Origin of the sequence: uncultured Bacteroides sp. (assembly GCF_902472605.1) — a bacterium.
GTDB lineage: Bacteria > Bacteroidota > Bacteroidia > Bacteroidales > Bacteroidaceae > Phocaeicola.
In genome coordinates this window covers 1-17,517 of record NZ_CABROP010000052.1, presented here as the reverse complement: position 1 = coordinate 17,517, position 17,517 = coordinate 1, and the positions used below count along the sequence as shown (strand labels likewise).

Genomic DNA, 17,517 nt, shown 5'->3' with positions numbered 1-17,517 from the left:
TCGGCTGCCTTGGTGTAGATTCCTCCGCCTACACGGGCAAAGAGGGCCTGTGTGGAGGCTCCCATACCGAAAGTCAGCATGGTGGTGGTAATGATGCACAGTTTGGCTGTCGGATTCAGGGCATCTTCCGGGATGCATTGTTCCAGCAACAGATACCAGAAAGATATATCAAATAATCCCAGCCCGACCACTACCAGTCCCATGACGGCTCCGCTGCGGAAGGCCACTTTCAGGCCTTTGTTCAGGGAGTTCCGGGCAGCATGCGCCGTACGTGCCGAAGCGTAGGTCGCTGTTTTCATGCCCAGGTAGCCCGACAAGCCGGAAAAGAATCCTCCCGTCAGGAAGGCCACAGGCACCCAGTGGTTTTGCAGGTTGAACCCGTAGGCCATGATGGCAAACAGCACCGCCAGGGCGATAAACACGATTGTGACAATTTTATATTGCTGTTTCAGGTACGACATGGCTCCTTGCCGCACGTACGAAGCGATGCGTGCCATGGCAGGAGTACCTTCGCTTTCCTGTTTCATCTGCCGGTAGAAATATCCGGCAAGTGCCAATGCCAGCAGCGATGCGGCCGGTATCAGCCAGAAGAGGGATGTTTCCATAATATCTTGATATAAGAGTTTCCTCAAACTTACAAAAAATCTTTGGAATAACCACATAAAATTCAATGGATTCCAGTGGCTGAAAAGGCGGATAATGTGGCTGATGGATAGGATGATTTGAAACTATAATGAAATAATGCGTAAAAAGCCACGTTCTTTTTTACGTTTCCGCAGGCGGAGCCCTACGTTTCCCTTGGCGGAACCGTACGTTTCTGCTTAGGAAAACGTATGTTTCCCGCACGGGAAACATAAATCGGATAAGTTGATATTTTGATTAAGATGCTTGCATTTGTCAGATTCTCATCGTATATTGCTGGAAATTCCAGTTCAGTGAGAGAGAATAGTAAAAATATGTAAGTATTTTTCAGTTTGCAGATGGGGCTGCCAAAAAACGGCTGGAATTTTTTTCTTTAAAGATGTAGATTGTCAAGAAGATGTAACAATAAATAGCAGTTTGTTGTTTTTTTATCACTTTTAAAGACAAATTTGTGGTTTATTTTCGATATATTTGCGCACTAAGTTATAAAAAGGATTGTTCAGATGATTTATGACATGGAAATGCAGAAGACGTTCTATGCGTCGTATGCGGAAAAAGTAGGAAAAGCCCGGAAAAAACTGGGACGTGCCATGACCTTGGCCGAGAAAATATTGTATGCCCATTTGTACGACGAGCACACGATGGCTCCGTTCCGTCGGGGAGAAGAGTATGTCAATTTCCGTCCCGACCGGGTGGCCATGCAGGATGCCACGGCACAGATGGCATTGCTGCAGTTTATGAATGCCGGAAAATCTGTATCGGCAGTGCCTGCCACTGTACATTGCGACCATTTGATTCAAGCATATAAAGGAGTGGAAGAGGATTTACCTTCCGCTTGTACCACAAATAAAGAGGTATATGACTTTTTGAAGAGTGTGGCTTCGAAATACGGCATCGGCTTCTGGAAGCCGGGAGCAGGAATCATCCATCAGGTGGTGCTCGAGAATTATGCATTCCCGGGCGGAATGATGGTGGGTACCGATTCTCATACGCCGAATGCAGGTGGCTTGGGAATGATTGCCATCGGCGTAGGCGGTGCCGACGCGGTGGACGTGATGACCGGCATGGAATGGGAACTGAAGATGCCGAAACTGATTGGTGTGAAGCTGACCGGTAAACTGAACGGTTGGGCTTCGCCGAAGGATGTGATTCTGAAGCTGGCAGGCATTCTGACCGTGAAAGGGGGAACCAATGCCATCATCGAATATTTTGGAGAAGGTACGCATTCGTTGTCGGCTACCGGAAAGGCTACCATCTGCAACATGGGAGCGGAAGTGGGGGCTACGACTTCGGTCTTCCCGTACGATGAGGAAATGAAACGCTACCTGTGTGCGACTGGCCGTGAGGAGATTGCTTCACTGGCTGAGGCTAATGCAGCCGACTTGCAGGCGGATGCGGAAGTGGCACAGGCTCCGGAGAAATACTATGACCGGTTGATTGAAATCGACCTTTCAGCTTTGGAACCGTATGTAAACGGTCCGTTTACTCCCGATGCGGCCTGTCCGATTTCAGAGTTTGCCGCTCGTGTGAAGAAGGAAGGTTTCCCGCAGAAGATGGAGGTGGGACTGATTGGCTCCTGCACCAACTCTTCTTATCAGGATTTGAGCCGTGCGGCTTCGGTAGCCCGTCAGGTAAAGGCAAAGGGACTGAAGATGCAGGCTTCGCTGATTATCAACCCAGGGTCCGAGCAGGTGTATTGCACGGCCCAGCGTGATGGCATGATTGAAGACCTGAAGAGTATCGGTGGCGTGGTGATGACTAATGCCTGCGGTCCATGTATCGGACAGTGGAAGCGTGTGACTGATGATCCGTTGCGGGCCAATTCCATTGTGACCTCGTTCAACCGTAACTTTGCCAAACGTGCTGATGGCAATCCGAATACGCATGCCTTCATCACTTCACCGGAAATTGCAGTCGCTTTTGCCATTGCCGGTGACTTGTGCTTCAATCCGCTGACGGATACCCTGAAGAATGAAAAGGGCGAAGCGGTGAAACTGGATCCGCCTACGGGAGAAACCTTGCCTTTGAAAGGCTTTACGGTGGATGACAATGGGTATGTGGCTCCTTCGGCCGACGGAGGTAAGGTGGAAGTTACCATTCAGCCGGATTCACAGCGCTTGCAGAAGCTGGAACCGTTTGCTCCATGGAACGGTGAAGATTTCCTGGAACTGCCGCTGCTGATCAAGACACAGGGAAAATGTACCACTGACCATATTTCCATGGCCGGACCGTGGTTGCGCTTCCGTGGGCACTTGGAAAATATTTCCGACAACATGCTGATGGGCGCAGTCAATGCCTTCAACGGAAAGACGAACTGCGTATGGAATCAGCTGACGGGTGAGTATGAGGCGGTTTCTGCCGTGGCCAAGCAGTACAAGGCGAAGGGCATGGGTTCTATTGTCGTGGCAGAAGAAAACTACGGAGAGGGCTCCAGCCGTGAACATGCGGCCATGGAACCGCGTTTCTTGAATGTACGGGTGATTTTGGCCAAGAGCTTTGCACGTATCCATGAAACCAACCTGAAGAAACAAGGTATGCTGGCACTGACTTTTGCCAACAAGGATGATTACGACAAGGTGCGTGAACACGACCGGATTTCCATCCTGGGATTGCAGCATTTTGCACCGGGACATCCGCTGTATGCCGTATTGACGCACGATGACGGCACGACGGAGACTTTCGAAGTGCTTCACACCTATAATGAAATGCAAATTAACTGGTTCAAAGCAGGTTCTGCCTTGAACACCTTTAAAAAATAAGAGAGATATGAGTAACAGCAAGATGTATATGGAAGACGGGAAACTGATGGTTCCCGACAATGTGGTGATTCCTTTTATCGAAGGCGATGGAGTAGGCGCTGAAATTACTCCGGTATGTCAGAAAATTGTCAATTCAGCAGTAGAGCTGGCCTACGTGGGCAAGCGCAGCATTGAATGGAAAGAAGTGCTGGCAGGGGGTAAGGCGTTTGAAAAGACAGGTGAATGGTTGCCGCAGGCTACGCTGGATGCATTCAAGGAATACTTGGTAGGTATCAAGGGGCCGCTCACTACTCCGGTAGGTGGAGGTATCCGTTCGTTGAATGTGGCGCTGCGCCAGACGCTCGACTTGTATGTCTGCCTGCGTCCGGTACGTTGGTTCAAGGGTGTGGTTTCTCCGGTAAAAGAGCCTCATAAAGTGAACATGTATATTTTCCGTGAAAATACAGAGGATATTTATGCCGGTATCGAATGGGAACAGGGTACTCCTGAAGCGCAGAAGTTCTATAAGTTCCTGCACGACGAAATGGGGGTTACCAAGGTACGTTTCCCGGAGACTTCTTCATTCGGCGTGAAACCGGTTTCGAAGGAAGGTACACAGCGGTTGGTACGTGCGGCCATCCAATTTGCATTGGATAATGGACTGCCTTCAGTGACACTGGTACATAAAGGAAACATCATGAAGTTTACCGAAGGAGGCTTCAAGCGCTGGGGATACGAAGTGGCTGAAACGGAATTCAAGGACCGTACTTTCACCATGAACGAGTATGACCGTCTGAAGAAAGACTTGGGCGAGGAATCTGCCAAGGCTGCCGTAGCCAAAGCTATCAATGAAGGCAAACTGGTGGTGAAGGACTGCATTGCCGATGCGTTCCTTCAGAATACGCTGTTGCTGCCGGAAGAATATTCTGTGATTGCGACATTGAACCTGAATGGAGATTATATTTCCGACCAGCTGGCTGCCATGGTGGGCGGTATCGGTATCGCACCGGGTGCCAACATCAATTACCAGACCGGCCATGCCATTTTTGAGGCGACTCACGGCACGGCACCGAACATTGCCGGACAGGATGTAGTGAATCCTTGTTCCCTGTTGTTGTCGTCGGTGATGATGCTGGAATACATGGGTTGGAAAGAAGCTGCCCAGCTGATTGTGAATGCACTGGAAAAAGCATTCTCCAACGGAGAAGCCACGGCCGATCTGGCCCGTTTCATGCCGAAAGGAAACGCACTGGGAACAAAGGATTTTGGACAGCGAATCGTCGAACTGCTGTAAGAGCAGACGGTTCTTTTGTCGGAATGATTAATGGATAAAAGAGAAGTTTATGAAAAAGGAATATATCGTTTACAAGCTTTCCGAATGTGCCAAGCAGGCATGCCGTATAGACAATGAACTGTTTACAAAATACAACGTGAAGCGTGGTCTTCGTAATGAAGACGGTACGGGAGTACTGGTGGGACTGACGAAGATTGGTAATGTGGTAGGGTATGAACGTACCGACCAGGGACTGAAACCGATTCCGGGCAAGTTGTTCTATCGTGGATACGACTTGGACGACATCGCTCATGCGCTGTTGCGCGAGAAACGTTTCGGCTTCGAGGAAGTGGCTTATCTGTTGCTTTCGGGGGAACTCCCGGACAGTGAGCAGCTGGCTTCGTTCAAGGAACTGATTAATGACAACATGCCGCTCGACAAGAAGACCACGATGAACATCATCGACCTGGAAGGTCAGAACATCATGAACATCCTGGCGCGTAGCGTGCTGGAGATGTATACATTCGACCCGAATCCGGATGACATCTCACGCGACAACCTGATGCGTCAGTCCATCGAGTTGATTTCCAAGTTCCCGACCATCATTGCGTATGCTTACAACATTTATCGTCACAGCATCCACGGACGTTCCTTGCATATCCGTCACCCGCACGAGAACCTGTCGCTGGCCGAGAACTTCCTTTATATGATTAAAAAGGATTATACGCCGCTGGAAGCCCGTATGCTCGACTTGCTGTTGGTATTGCAGGCTGAACACGGAGGTGGTAACAACTCTACGTTTACAGTACGTGTCACCAGCTCTACCCGTACGGATACCTATTCCAGCATCGCCGCCGGTATCGGTTCTTTGAAAGGTCCGTTGCATGGAGGTGCCAATATTCAGGTGATCAAGATGTTCCATCACTTGAAGGAGGTGATTTCCGATTGGACGAATGTGGATGAGATTGATACCTATCTGACCCGGATGCTGAACAAAGAAGCTTACGACGGCAGCGGACTGATTTACGGTATCGGTCATGCGGTGTACACCATTTCCGACCCGCGTGCGGTCTTGCTGAAGGAACTGGCCGGCGAGCTGGTGGCAGAAAAGGGATGCGAAAAGGAATTTGCCTTTCTGGAACTGTTGGAACAGCGTGCCATAGAATGTTTCAAGAAGGTGAAAGGTACCAAGAAGCAGGTATGTTCGAACGTGGACTTCTATTCGGGATTTATCTACGAAATGATGGGATTGCCGCATGAAATCTATACCCCGCTGTTTGCTATGGCCCGTATCGTAGGATGGACGGCACACCGCATTGAGGAGCTGAATTTCGAAGGTCGTCGCATCATCCGTCCGGCCTACAAGAACGTGCTGGAGGAAGTGGACTACAAGCCGATAAAAGACCGCTGATTATTGCGATAGAAATAGATGAAAGAGGCTGCAGAAACCCGATGAAGGTTTCTGTGGCCTCTTTTGCGTTAGGTATATCGGCCTGAATTGTGTACCTTTGCGGCACTTATTCTTACATTTCGCAGTATGAACAGCTTGAAAGGATTTTTCTATGGACTTGCCACTTCGGTGACATTCGGTTTGATTCCCTTGTTTACCCTTCCGCTGATGCAGAAAGGGATGATGTTTGATTCCATTCTTTTCTATCGTTTCCTTTTTGCCACCTTTGCTTTGGGGGTGATGATGAAGGTGAAGAAGGAATCGTTTCATATAGAGCTGTGGGATATTCCGCTGTTTCTTTTGTTGGGATTGTTTTATACAGGTTCAGCTATGTTCTTGTTTTGGGGATATGGTTTTATGGGGGCGGGAGTGGCCACTACCCTGCATTTCACCTATCCGGTGTTCGTCACCATGCTGATGTGGATGCTGTTTCGTGAGAAGGCGTCGTGGGTGACATGGGTTGCCATTCTGCTGGCCGTGTACGGAGTGTCCGAACTTTCATTGAAAGGAGATGAATTGTCGTTTGATGTGTCGGGGGTGATTATCGTCCTGCTTTCGGCAGTATGCTACGCCAGTTACATTGTGGCTGTCAACAAATCCCGTCTGCGCGATATGAACGGGCGGAAACTGGCTTTTTATGTGTTTATTGTCAGCACGGTGATGTTTGCCGTGAAGGCGCTGACTAATCAAGCACCCCAGCCGGTGCCGGATGCCGTGTCGGTAGGGAATCTGGTGCTGTTGGCCGTGGTACCGACCGTCATCTCTAATATTACGCTGGTGTTGGCCGTACAGCATATCGGGGGTACGCTTACCTCTGTCTTAGGAGCCATGGAGCCGGTGACGGCTGTCTGTATCGGTGCTTTGATTTTCGGCGAATCGTTTACGGCGCAGGAAGCTTGGGGAATTTTTCTGATTCTGGTGGCCGTCACGTTGATTGTGCTGACCAAGACCATTCAGAAAACATTGTCAACGGTGGTCCGTAAGATTCGTCCGCGTCATGCCTAACACGGACAAATCCCACGTAGACTCCTTATTTTCCGTATAGTTTATTAATCAAGTCGTTCCGGCCGATTTTCCGCAGTTCGTTGATGATGGCCTTGCGTTCTTCGGGCTTGTACCAGAAGAAGAACATACGCTGGGCCAGCTTTTCACGCGGCGTTTTGGCAGAGTAGACGGGTTCCAGGGTGTATGGATGCAGGCCGGTGTACCATGCTTCCGTGGAGACCGTCATGGGGGTCGGGGTGAAATCCTGCACCTGCTCCAGATGGAAATCCAGCTTCTTGGTGATGACGGCCAGTTCGGCCATATCCTCTTCCGTACATCCGGGATGGCTGCTGATGAAATAAGGAATAATCTGCTGCCGCAGTCCGGCTTCCTTATTGATTTTGTCGAAGATACGCTTGAACTCATAGAACTGCTCAAAGGGCGGTTTGCGCATCAGGTAGAGCACTTTGTCACTGGTATGTTCCGGTGCCACCTTCAGTCGTCCGCTCACGTGACGTGTAATCAGTTCGCGTGTATATTCTTTGGTACTTTGGTTGGTTTTCGCGTCCTTGCTTTGGTGAAGCAGCAGGTCGTAGCGTACCCCGCTTCCGATAAAGCTTTTCTTGATGCCCGGCAAGCTGTCTACCGCATGATAAATTTCCAGCAGCGGATAATGGTCGGTATTCAAGTTCGGGCAGATTTTGGGGTGGATACACGACGGGCGTTTGCAACGCTGACAGAGGGACGTATCTTTTCCTCCCATCTGATACATGTTGGCCGAAGGACCTCCCAAGTCGCTCAGATAGCCTTTGAAGTCGGGCATTTCGGTGATGGCCTTCACTTCTTTAAGGATACTTTCCTTGCTTCGGCTGACAATGAACTTTCCCTGATGGGCCGAAATGGTACAGAAAGCGCATCCGCCAAAGCATCCCCGGTGGATGTTGACAGAGAATTTAATCATCTCGTATGCCGGAATCCGTTTGTTTTTGTATTTGGGATGCGGCAGACGGGTATAAGGCAGGTCGAACGACATGTCAAGCTCTCCTTGTGTCATCGGGGGATAGGGAGGATTGGTAACTACCGTCTGCTTGCCTACCTGTTGCAGTATGCGGGCTGCGGCATAACGGTTGGATTCCTCCTCGATGTGGCGGAAATTCTGTGCCTGTTTTTTCTTGTCTTTCAGACATTCCTCATGGGAATACAAGGTAAGGTCTCCTTGTCCGTTGGGGTTCTCCGGCAAGTTGGTTACTTCTTTCTGCGAAATCAGGTAGGCTGTCTGTGGAATGTCGTGCGGCAGGTCGCCGGCATGCGTTTCTCCTTCCACTTTCAGCAGTCGTTCACTCAGTTCCGTAATAGGCTTTTCGCCCATGCCGTAAATCAGCAAGTCCGCTCCCGATTCCACCAGGATGGAAGGACGCAGCTTTTCTTCCCAGTAGTCGTAGTGGGTCAGCCGTCGCAGGGAAGCTTCAATACCTCCCAAAACCACCGGTACGTCGGGATACAGCTTCTTCAGAATCTGCGTATAGACAATACTGGGATACTCCGGGCGCATGTCATGACGTCCGTCCGGAGTATACGCGTCTTCACTTCTCAGTCGCTTGTTGGCTGTATATTTGTTCACCATGCTGTCCATGCATCCGGCAGAAACACCGAAGAACAGACGAGGGCGTCCTAATTTCTTGAAGTCGCGCAAGTCGTCGCGCCAGTTAGGTTGGGGGATGATGGCTACTTTCAGTCCTTTGGCTTCGAGCATTCGTCCGATGACGGCAGCTCCAAAAGAAGGATGGTCCACGTAGGCGTCCCCGCTGAAAATAATCACATCCAGTTCATTCCATCCTCTCAGTTCGGCTTCTTTCTTGGTGGTAGGCAGCCAGTCGGTCAGCTTGTATTCTTTCAAGGCAATTTATGAGTTTTCTGTAGATTCTTCTTCGTCTTCTTCTTTCTCTTCTTTTTCTCTTTCCCATTTGATATAGAGCAGGATGAGCTGGTGCAATCCGAAGGCCTTCATGTTGTTGTGGTAGATGACGTCGATGCACAAGTCGAGCAAATCCTTGCTGTTCTCTTCCATGGAAGCAATCAGTGAACGGATGTTCAGCTTCAGCTTGTCGAGCACGGTCTCGTCTACGATGCCGTTGCTGTCGATGAGTTGTTGAAAGAGGGAATATTTTTCAATAGTTTCCAGATGTTTCTCAGATACTTCGATGCTCCGTGTGCCGGAAGCGTTGGCTTGTATGGTATACATAATGCAATGATTTTAATGTTTCTGTAACAAAGGTAACTTATTTCTGCATATCGGGGGTAGTTTTTCCTCTTTTTATTTAGAGAATTTTTGTATTTTCAGACTGGGAAAATGTGCTGTCCCGGTTTATCTTTGCCGGGATTAAAAAGGCTGTTGAAATATACCTAAAATTAGGGATTGTGCCTTTTGTGAGGATTCCTTTACTTTGCACCGTAAAATAATGAATACGATATTTATGTGTAACCATACCACCCGGATGTATAAGCCGACTGACAAGATGAGCGACTTGATATGCGAGAATTATGCGCTTTTGCAGGTGTTGAGCCGTTTTGGCGTTTCGCTCGGATTCGGTGACAAGTCGGTACAGGAGGTCTGTGCCATGAACCATGTGGACTGCAATACGTTTTTAATTGTAGTGAACTTTCTCGGCGAGGAGAGCAACCATATCCATGACCATCTGAGCGGGCTTTCCATTCCTGCCTTGATGGACTATCTGAAGAGGGCTCATTCTTATTTTCTGGATTTTCAGTTGCCCACCATTCGCCGGAAACTGATTGAAGCCATCGACTGTTCGTCGGAAAACGAAGTGGCCTTTCTCATTGTCCAGTTTTTCGATGCCTATGTACACGAGGTACGGAAACACATGGAATATGAGAATAAGAAAGTGTTTATCTATGTAGAACATTTGTTGCAAGGAGAGCGTTTGCCGGACTATAGCATCGGAGTGTTTGCGCGTCATCACGACCAGATAAACGCCAAGTTGACAGACTTGAAGAATATCATTATCAAATATTATCCTTCGGGCGGTGACAACCAGCTGTTGAATGCCACACTGTTCGATATTTTTAGTTGTGAGGAAGATTTGGCTTCACACAACCGGGTGGAAGATTACATCTTTGTACCTGCCATTATGGAGCTTGAAAAAGAAATAAAATGAAATCGCAGGAAACAATATACATTGCGGTAGCCGAAAAATCGATGATTGTCCGTAGCGGGTTGGTGTCTGTGTTAAGACGTCTGCCCGACTTGCCCATACAGGTTATTGAGATTTCTTCGGAAGAGGGCTTGCGGCATTGTATGGAGGCACACAGACCTCAGATATTGGTGATAAATCCTCAGTTTGGAGGATGGTTCGACGTCGTCGCTTTCAAGCAAGAGTATCCGGAGGCGCCGATGAAATTTGTCTCACTGATCTATACGATGGTAGATGCCAGCCAGTTGAAAGGATATGACGATTCCGTGGGGTTGTTTGATGACGTAGATTCACTGGCGCACAAGATTTCACAGCTGATGAACATGGCGGGAGAAGAAGACAGTGAGCCGGATTCCTTGAGCCAGCGGGAAAAGGAAATTGTGGGCTGTGTGGTACGTGGCATGACCAACAAGGAGATTGCCGAGAAGTTGTATATCTCCGTGCATACGGTCATTACTCACCGGAGGAACATCACCCGAAAGTTGCAGATACATTCGGCTGCTGGATTGACCATTTATGCCATTGTAAACAAGCTGGTGGAATTAAGCGAGGTAAAAATGAATCTGTAAGTGAATCCTGCTGTTTGGACCGATTCTAAAATACCCAATTTTAGGTATTGCCCGAAAAAGCGGATTCCCGTATCTTTGCAGTGTTAGTCATATAGAAATTACGTAAACCACAAAAGTAAAAGAAGTTAGTTATTAGTTGGGTGCGCCCTGCGAAGTGATTCGCGGGGCGCACGCATTTATAACATTTTGTTGTCCGAACTGAAATCATGTTCAAAATGCAAGGGAAAATTTTCATATCCGAAGAAAACCTCTTACTTTTGCCAACCGAAAGAAGACTAATAACTGATTTAGATATATGAAAGTAGGATTATTTATTCCCTGTTATATCAATGCCGTTTATCCACAGGTGGGAGTAGCTTCTTTTAAGTTGCTGAAGAGTCTGGGAGTGGACGTAGATTATCCGCTGGATCAGACTTGCTGCGGACAACCAATGGCAAATGCGGGGTTTGAAAACGAGTCTGTAGAGCTGGCTAAGCGCTTTGACCGGCTTTTTGAACAGTATGATTACATTGTAGGCCCGTCGGCCAGTTGCGTAGTGTTTGTACGCGACCATTATGGCAATCTGTTGGCGAAAGAGTCGCACCGTTGTGCCAGTGAAGAGAAAATCTATGATATTTGTGAGTTTATCCATGATGTGGTAAAACCTACTTCTTTGAAGGCATCTTTTCCGCATAAAGTGAGCATCCAGAACAGTTGTCATGGAGTTCGCTTGATGCATCTTTCTTCCCCAAGTGAACTGAATATACCTTATTATAGCAAGCTGCGCGATTTGTTGTCGCTGGTAAAAGACATCGAGGTAGTGGAACCGGAACGTCCGGATGAATGTTGCGGTTTTGGAGGTATGTTTGCCGTAGAAGAACATGCCGTGTCCGGACAAATGGGACGTGACAAGGTGCAACGTCACATCGATACGGGAGCCGAATACATTGTGGGTGCGGACAGTTCTTGCCTGATGCACCAGAACGGAATCATTTCCCGTGACAAATTACCCATTAAAACCATTCATATCGTAGAAGTTTTAGCAGCAGGATTATGAGTACGAAACATTCAAAAGCTGCCGAGAAGTTTCAGGAAAACAGGGAACTGGCAGCCTGGCACGACCAGACGTTGTGGATGATGCGTGCCAAACGTGATAAGATGAGCCGGGAAGTACCGGAATGGGAGCATTTGCGTGACATGGCTTCTGCCATCAAGATGTACAGTAACAGTCACCTCGACCAGCTCCTGCAGGAATTTGAAAAAAATGCACAGGCAAACGGGGCGCATGTATATTGGGCGAAGGATGCCGATGAGTATTGCTCTATTATTTATAATATTCTGCACGGACACAATGTGCATCACTTCATCAAAAGCAAGTCCATGCTGGCCGAAGAGTGTGGATTGAATGAGTTTCTGATGCAGAAAGGCATCGACGTGGTGGAAAGTGATTTGGGCGAACGAATTCTTCAGCTCATGCACAAGAAGCCGAGTCACATTGTGGTGCCTGCCATCCATATCAAGAAAGAGGAAATCGGTGAATTGTTTGTGAAGGAAATGGGTACGGAACCGGGCAACAACGACCAGACTTACCTGACCCATGCCGCCCGCAAGAATCTGCGTCATAAATTTATTGAAGCAGAAGCTGCCATGACTGGTGCCAATTTTGCGGTCGCTTCTACCGGTGAGTTTGTGGTGTGTACTAACGAAGGAAATGCCGATATGGGAACTTCACAGCCGAAACTGCAGATTGCCGCTTTCGGACTGGAAAAGATTGTGCCCGACCGGGAAGCCTTGGGGGTATTTACCCGTCTGTTGGCACGTTCGGGTACAGGACAGCCGATTACAACCTATACCTCTCATTATCGTAAGCCTCGTAAGGGAGGAGAATTGCATATCATCATCGTAGACAACGGACGTAGCAATATTCTGGCCGATCAGGACCATGTGAAGACGTTGAACTGCCTGCGTTGCGGAGCCTGTATGAATACGTGTCCGGTATACCGTCGTTCAGGAGGTTATTCTTATACTTATTTCATACCGGGTCCCATCGGTATCAATTTGGGTATGCTGAAGGCCCCGTTGCATTATTACGACAATGTATCGGCCTGCTCTTTGTGTTATTCTTGCCAGAACGTATGTCCGGCAAAAGTCGATTTGGCTGACCAGATTTACCGTTGGCGTCAGAAACTGGATGGCTTTGGTGTGGCCAGCTCTTCCAAACGCGTGATGTCAGGCGGAATGAAGGTGCTGATGGAGCATCCGGGCCTGTTCAATTTCGCCTTGGGTCATGCTTCATGGGTAAATTCATTCCCTCATGTGATGGTTTACAACGGTATGAACGATTGGGGAAAAGAGCACGATATGCCGCAGTTTGCCAAGGAAAGTTTTAATGATATGTGGAAAAAGGGTAAAGTAAAATAAGTATTCATGAGCAGTAGAGAAGATATATTACAGAATATCCGTCGGAATACACGGGTACGTTATGAGAAACCCGACTTGTCGACACTGGAAAAAGAAGCGATTACTTACGCTGATCCGGTAGCTCAGTTTTGTAAGACAGTGGGCGAGGTTGGCGGACATGTGATAGAAGTAAGGCCAGGACAAGATGTGAATGTGTTGATTCACGAACTGTATCCGGATGCCAAACGCATTGCATCCAATTTGAAAGAGATTACCTGCGCCACTTTCCATCCGGATGATGTGGCTTCTTCGGCTGAACTGGACGGAACCGATTTGGCCGTAGTACGTGGACGGGTAGGAGTCTGTGAAAATGGAGCGGTTTGGATTGAACAGGACGTAGAGCAGCGTGCCGTGTATTTCATTTCTGAAGCGTTGATTCTTTTGCTTGACCGGAAGAACCTGGTCAACAATATGCACGAAGCCTATCAGGAAATTGATACGGGTGAATACGGTTATGGCGTATTCATTTCGGGCCCTTCTAAGACCGCAGATATTGAACAGGCCTTGGTGTTGGGTGCACACGGTGCCCGGGAACTGACTGTGCTGTTGTTCTGATTGAATCATACAAGAGGACTTAAAAAAAAAGGTCGTTTCAAACTTGGGTTTGGAACGGCCTTTTTAAGTATTACCTTTCAGGTTTGATTAAATTTTGATACGTTTTCTCTGAAAATGCAGCGTCATAAATGCCTCGTCACGAACATGTCAACCTCTCGTCACGAACGTGATGAGACCTCCGCACGTGCGTGTCAAGACCTCGTCACGTTCGTGTCGAGGTAAATTCGAGGCGGTTTTTTGCATTTTTCACTTCATCCATCGGATTTGAATGGCCGGATGGAGTGGAGAAACCTCTTTGTGAGTAGAGGGGTCAGTTCACGTAAACTGTCTTGAAATATTTACTGAACAGCTCTTTGGCCTCGTCTAATTGCTCCTGGGTATTGAGCTTGACATCCTTTAATTGATAATCCATTTTCATGGCCTCATATTTGTGTACGCCTAAGGTGTGATAGGGAAGGATTTCTACTCGCTCAATCATTTGATAGTCTTTAAAATGTTCTCCTAATGCTTCGATGTCTTCCTTGAAGTAGCTGTAGTTCTGCACCAGCACATAGCGTAGCCAGAAGGGTTTATGGTTTTCTTCAAGCCAGGCTGCGGTTTTTAAGGTCTGTGCATTGCTCCGGCTGGTCAGCTTCTTGTGGCGTTCGTCATTGAATTCTTTGACATCCAATAAAACGAGGTCGGCCAGTGAAAACAGTTCCTTGACATCTTCGTTCCAGATGCCGCCATTGCTGTCTACACAAATATGGATGCCTGCTTCTTTCAGCATGCGAAACAAAGGAATCAGGGCCTTTGCCTGGAATGTAGGTTCTCCTCCGCTAAAGGTGATGCCTCCTTTTTTCCCGAAGAAGGGCTTTTGGCTTACGGCCATTTTGAGGATTTCTTCCGGAGCGGTTTCCTTGCTTTCGCCTTTGGCATCGATTGTATCGGGGTTGGCACAATACAGGCACCGGAAGTTGCATCCTTGCAGGAACACTACCAGTCGGATTCCGGGGCCGTCGTAAGTGCCTAATGATTCGTATGAATGTACTCTGATCATGGTGGATAAAAAATAATAGACACAAGCCACCTCTTTTTGCTGGGGCAACTTGTGTCTAAATGAAACTTTATTTAGCGAATTACATGCGTTCGTGGAAGCTGCGTGAAATCACTTCTAACTGATGCTCACGGCTCAGTTTGATGAAGTTCACGGCATAACCTGACACACGAATCGTTAGTTGCGGGTATTTCTCCGGATGTTCCATGGCATCTTCCAGCATTTCCCGGTTCAGTACGTTCACGTTCAAGTGGTGGGCACCTTTCACAAAGTAACCGTCCATCATGGTTACGAGGTTTTCGATACGGTTTTCCATATCTACTCCCAGTGACTTGGGTACGATAGAGAAGGTGTTGCTGATACCATCTTGTGAATCACGATAGCGCAATTTGGCAACTGAGCTCAATGAAGCGATGGCACCGTTCTTGTCACGTCCATGCATCGGATTGGCCCCCGGTGCAAATGCTACGCCTTTGGCACGTCCGTCGGGAGTTGCACCTGTTTTCTTTCCGTACATTACATTAGAAGTAATTGTCAGAATAGACAGGGTCGGTTTGGCGTTCTTGTAAACCGGCAGTTTCTTCAGTTCTTCGTCGAAGTAGTAAATCAGGTCGACAGCCAGGTGGTCTACACGGTCGTCATCGTTACCGAAGCAAGGGAATTCGCCTTCAATGTCGAAGCCTTCTGTCAGGCCGATGTCGTTGCGGCGGGCAGTTACTTTGGCATACTTGATGGCTGAAAGTGAATCCACGGCAATAGACATACCTGCCACACCGTAAGCCAGGTTGATGGCCGGGTCGGTGTCTACGAAGGCCATCTGTGCCTTTTCGTAGTAGTACTTATCGTGCATATAATGGATAATGTTCATGGCTTCGTTGTATACACGGGCCATTTCTTTTAGCACTTTCTTGTAGTTGGCCAATACTTCTTCGAAGTTCAGTACATCGCTGGTCAATGCCGGAATGCCCTTCACCATCAGTGTTCCTGTATTTTCACAACGTCCACCGTTGATGGCCAGCAGCAAGGCTTTTGCCAAATTGCAACGTGCACCGAAGAACTGGATGTGGCGGCCGATGTCCTGATAAGAAACGCAGCAGGCAATACCGTAGTCGTCTGAGTTGCGCACTTCTCGCATCAAGTCATCGTTTTCATACTGGATAGAAGAGGTGTCGATAGATACCTGTGCACAAAATTTCTTGAATCCTTCCGGCAGTTCCGGGCTCCACAGTACCGTCAAGTTCGGTTCAGGTGAAGGACCGAGGTTGTATAATGTCTGCAGGAAACGGAAAGAAGTCTTGGTCACCTTGGTACGACCGTCATTGAAGCGTCCGCCGATAGATTCGGTTACCCAAGTCGGGTCGCCTGCAAAAATATCGTTGTAAGCCTGCATACGCAGATGACGTACCATACGCAGTTTGATGACGAACTGGTCAATCAATTCCTGTGCGTGAGCCTCATCCAGCAGGCCATGTGTCATATCATATTCAATATAGATATCCAGGAAGGAAGACACATTACCCAGTGACATGGCAGCACCGTCCTGTTCTTTTACGGCAGCCAGGTAAGCCATGTATACCCACTGTACAGCTTCCTGTGCATTCAATGCTGGACGTCCCAATTCCAGTCCGTACTGTTCGCCCATGATTTTGATTTCCTTCAGGGCTTTGATCTGTTCTGCCACTTCTTCGCGAAGGCGGATACGGGCATCCGTCATCGGGCCTGTAAGATGACGCAGGTCATTCTGTTTGGCTTCAATCAGACGGTCCAGACCATAGAGTGCCAGACGGCGGTAGTCACCGATGATACGTCCGCGGGCGTAGTTGTCGGGCAATCCTGTCAGGAAGCCAAGAGAACGGAATGAACGGATTTCTTCTGTATATGCATCGAACACACCGTCATTGTGTGTCTTGCGGTAATGGGTAAAAATATCTTTTACTCTGGGATCTACTTCCACGCCATTTTCGCGGCAGGCTTTTTCTACGACTTTGATACCGCCAAAAGGTTTGATGGCACGACGTAAAACTTCATCTGTTTGCAAACCTACGATGACTTCGTTTTCCTTGTCAATATATCCTGGTGCGAAAGAAGTGATGGTGGATACAGTAGATGGGTCAAGAGAGCGTATTCCGTTGTTTGCGCGTTCTTCTGCCAGCGCTTCCAAGCATTTGTTCCAAACAGCTTTTGTACGTTCGGTTGGACCCGTTAGGAATGAAGCGTCGCCTTCGTAAGGCGTAATGTTTGTCTTTACGAAATCGGTCACGTTGATTTCATGGTTCCAACGACCCTCTTTGAAATTCATTGCCATAAAATTAAAATATTAAAAAGTGATGTGAATTTGGTTTCTCTAACCGCGTGCAAAGGTAGTGAAAAAGCTGTTGCTGTACAATACCTATTTTGTGGTATATTATTAATTTGTATTAATTACAAAAATAGATGAGGTTTAGAAATAGACTCGATAGGAAGGGGGGATTGCTTTATAAAAAAAGTCTGTAAAAGCTTGCACAACTCAAAAACTCACTCTATCTTTGCACCGCATTTGAGAGAAAATGCGTTTTCCCAAAAAGTTTGGAAGTTTGGGTGAGTGGCTGAAACCAGCAGTTTGCTAAACTGCCGTACGGG

General features: G+C 48.0%; 14 protein-coding genes. 9 read left to right on the top strand and 5 right to left on the bottom strand.

The annotated features are described in order from the left end of the window. Positions 1-605, bottom strand: a 605-nt coding sequence (locus tag RDP42_RS11085) for a sodium/proton-translocating pyrophosphatase (protein WP_308763731.1), incomplete at its 3' end; no start/stop codon positions are given. Positions 606-1,145: 540 nt separating this feature from the next. Between RDP42_RS11085 and RDP42_RS11080 the strand changes: the two genes are divergently transcribed. The 4 genes from RDP42_RS11080 to RDP42_RS11065 all read left to right on the top strand — a co-directional run bounded on the left by RDP42_RS11080 (position 1,146) and on the right by RDP42_RS11065 (position 7,108). Next, positions 1,146-3,401: an aconitate hydratase gene (locus tag RDP42_RS11080; protein ID WP_308763730.1), complete on the top strand. Its 2,256-nt coding sequence runs from the start codon at positions 1,146-1,148 to the stop codon at positions 3,399-3,401. A gap of 7 nt (positions 3,402-3,408) precedes the next feature. Then, positions 3,409-4,674, top strand: a complete 1,266-nt coding sequence (icd, locus tag RDP42_RS11075; RefSeq protein WP_308763729.1) for an NADP-dependent isocitrate dehydrogenase — start codon at positions 3,409-3,411, stop codon at positions 4,672-4,674. Positions 4,675-4,723: 49 nt separating this feature from the next. Beyond that, positions 4,724-6,064 (top strand): citrate/2-methylcitrate synthase, encoded by a 1,341-nt coding sequence (locus tag RDP42_RS11070; protein WP_022353614.1) that lies wholly within the window; start codon positions 4,724-4,726, stop codon positions 6,062-6,064. Positions 6,065-6,190: 126 nt separating this feature from the next. Next, positions 6,191-7,108: a DMT family transporter gene (locus RDP42_RS11065; RefSeq protein ID WP_308763728.1), complete on the top strand. Its 918-nt coding sequence runs from the start codon at positions 6,191-6,193 to the stop codon at positions 7,106-7,108. Between the two features lie 25 nt (positions 7,109-7,133). On the opposite strand, the gene RDP42_RS11060 is transcribed toward RDP42_RS11065, so the two are convergent. Beyond that, on the bottom strand, positions 7,134-8,984 hold the full coding sequence (locus RDP42_RS11060; protein WP_303912628.1) for a YgiQ family radical SAM protein: 1,851 nt from the start codon (positions 8,982-8,984) through the stop codon (positions 7,134-7,136). Between the two features lie 6 nt (positions 8,985-8,990). Beyond that, positions 8,991-9,329: a hypothetical protein gene (locus tag RDP42_RS11055; RefSeq protein ID WP_303912631.1), complete on the bottom strand. Its 339-nt coding sequence runs from the start codon at positions 9,327-9,329 to the stop codon at positions 8,991-8,993. 217 nt (positions 9,330-9,546) lie between these two features. On the opposite strand from RDP42_RS11055, the gene RDP42_RS11050 reads away from it, so the two are divergent. The 5 genes from RDP42_RS11050 to RDP42_RS11030 all read left to right on the top strand — a co-directional run bounded on the left by RDP42_RS11050 (position 9,547) and on the right by RDP42_RS11030 (position 13,862). After that, positions 9,547-10,263: a hemerythrin domain-containing protein gene (locus tag RDP42_RS11050; protein ID WP_303912635.1), complete on the top strand. Its 717-nt coding sequence runs from the start codon at positions 9,547-9,549 to the stop codon at positions 10,261-10,263. Continuing rightward, on the top strand, positions 10,260-10,868 hold the full coding sequence (locus tag RDP42_RS11045; RefSeq protein WP_303912638.1) for a response regulator transcription factor: 609 nt from the start codon (positions 10,260-10,262) through the stop codon (positions 10,866-10,868). The genes RDP42_RS11050 and RDP42_RS11045 overlap by 4 nt, the downstream gene beginning before the upstream one ends. Positions 10,869-11,163: 295 nt before the next feature. After that, the gene (locus RDP42_RS11040) at positions 11,164-11,904 is read left to right on the top strand and encodes a (Fe-S)-binding protein (RefSeq protein ID WP_303912640.1); all 741 of its coding nucleotides are present in this window, start codon (positions 11,164-11,166) and stop codon (positions 11,902-11,904) included. Next, entirely contained in the window at positions 11,901-13,268 is a 1,368-nt protein-coding gene (locus RDP42_RS11035) for a lactate utilization protein B (RefSeq protein ID WP_308763727.1), read from the top strand. The genes RDP42_RS11040 and RDP42_RS11035 overlap by 4 nt, the downstream gene beginning before the upstream one ends. Positions 13,269-13,274: 6 nt before the next feature. Continuing rightward, positions 13,275-13,862, top strand: coding sequence for an LUD domain-containing protein (locus tag RDP42_RS11030; protein WP_308763726.1), 588 nt, complete (start codon positions 13,275-13,277; stop codon positions 13,860-13,862). Between the two features lie 310 nt (positions 13,863-14,172). Here the strand turns inward: RDP42_RS11030 and pflA are convergent, their stop codons facing one another. Together pflA and pflB are read right to left on the bottom strand one after the other, a co-directional pair. Continuing rightward, positions 14,173-14,901, bottom strand: a complete 729-nt coding sequence (gene pflA, locus RDP42_RS11025) for a pyruvate formate-lyase-activating protein (protein ID WP_308763725.1) — start codon at positions 14,899-14,901, stop codon at positions 14,173-14,175. A 79-nt stretch (positions 14,902-14,980) separates the two neighbouring features. After that, positions 14,981-17,203: a formate C-acetyltransferase gene (gene pflB, locus RDP42_RS11020; protein ID WP_303912652.1), complete on the bottom strand. Its 2,223-nt coding sequence runs from the start codon at positions 17,201-17,203 to the stop codon at positions 14,981-14,983. Between the last annotated feature and the right edge of the window lie 314 nt (positions 17,204-17,517).

Excerpts from the sequence above, each read along its gene's own strand:
- RDP42_RS11080 (WP_308763730.1), top strand. The coding sequence starts at position 1,146 with ATGATTTATGACATGGAAATGCAGAAGACGTTCTATGCGTCGTATGCG.
- icd (WP_308763729.1), top strand. The coding sequence starts at position 3,409 with ATGAGTAACAGCAAGATGTATATGGAAGACGGGAAACTGATGGTTCCC.
- RDP42_RS11070 (WP_022353614.1), top strand. The coding sequence starts at position 4,724 with ATGAAAAAGGAATATATCGTTTACAAGCTTTCCGAATGTGCCAAGCAG.
- RDP42_RS11065 (WP_308763728.1), top strand. The coding sequence starts at position 6,191 with ATGAACAGCTTGAAAGGATTTTTCTATGGACTTGCCACTTCGGTGACA.
- RDP42_RS11055 (WP_303912631.1), bottom strand. The coding sequence starts at position 9,329 with ATGTATACCATACAAGCCAACGCTTCCGGCACACGGAGCATCGAAGTA.
- RDP42_RS11050 (WP_303912635.1), top strand. The coding sequence starts at position 9,547 with ATGAATACGATATTTATGTGTAACCATACCACCCGGATGTATAAGCCG.
- RDP42_RS11045 (WP_303912638.1), top strand. The coding sequence starts at position 10,260 with ATGAAATCGCAGGAAACAATATACATTGCGGTAGCCGAAAAATCGATG.
- RDP42_RS11040 (WP_303912640.1), top strand. The coding sequence starts at position 11,164 with ATGAAAGTAGGATTATTTATTCCCTGTTATATCAATGCCGTTTATCCA.
- RDP42_RS11035 (WP_308763727.1), top strand. The coding sequence starts at position 11,901 with ATGAGTACGAAACATTCAAAAGCTGCCGAGAAGTTTCAGGAAAACAGG.
- RDP42_RS11030 (WP_308763726.1), top strand. The coding sequence starts at position 13,275 with ATGAGCAGTAGAGAAGATATATTACAGAATATCCGTCGGAATACACGG.
- pflA (WP_308763725.1), bottom strand. The coding sequence starts at position 14,901 with ATGATCAGAGTACATTCATACGAATCATTAGGCACTTACGACGGCCCC.
- pflB (WP_303912652.1), bottom strand. The coding sequence starts at position 17,203 with ATGGCAATGAATTTCAAAGAGGGTCGTTGGAACCATGAAATCAACGTG.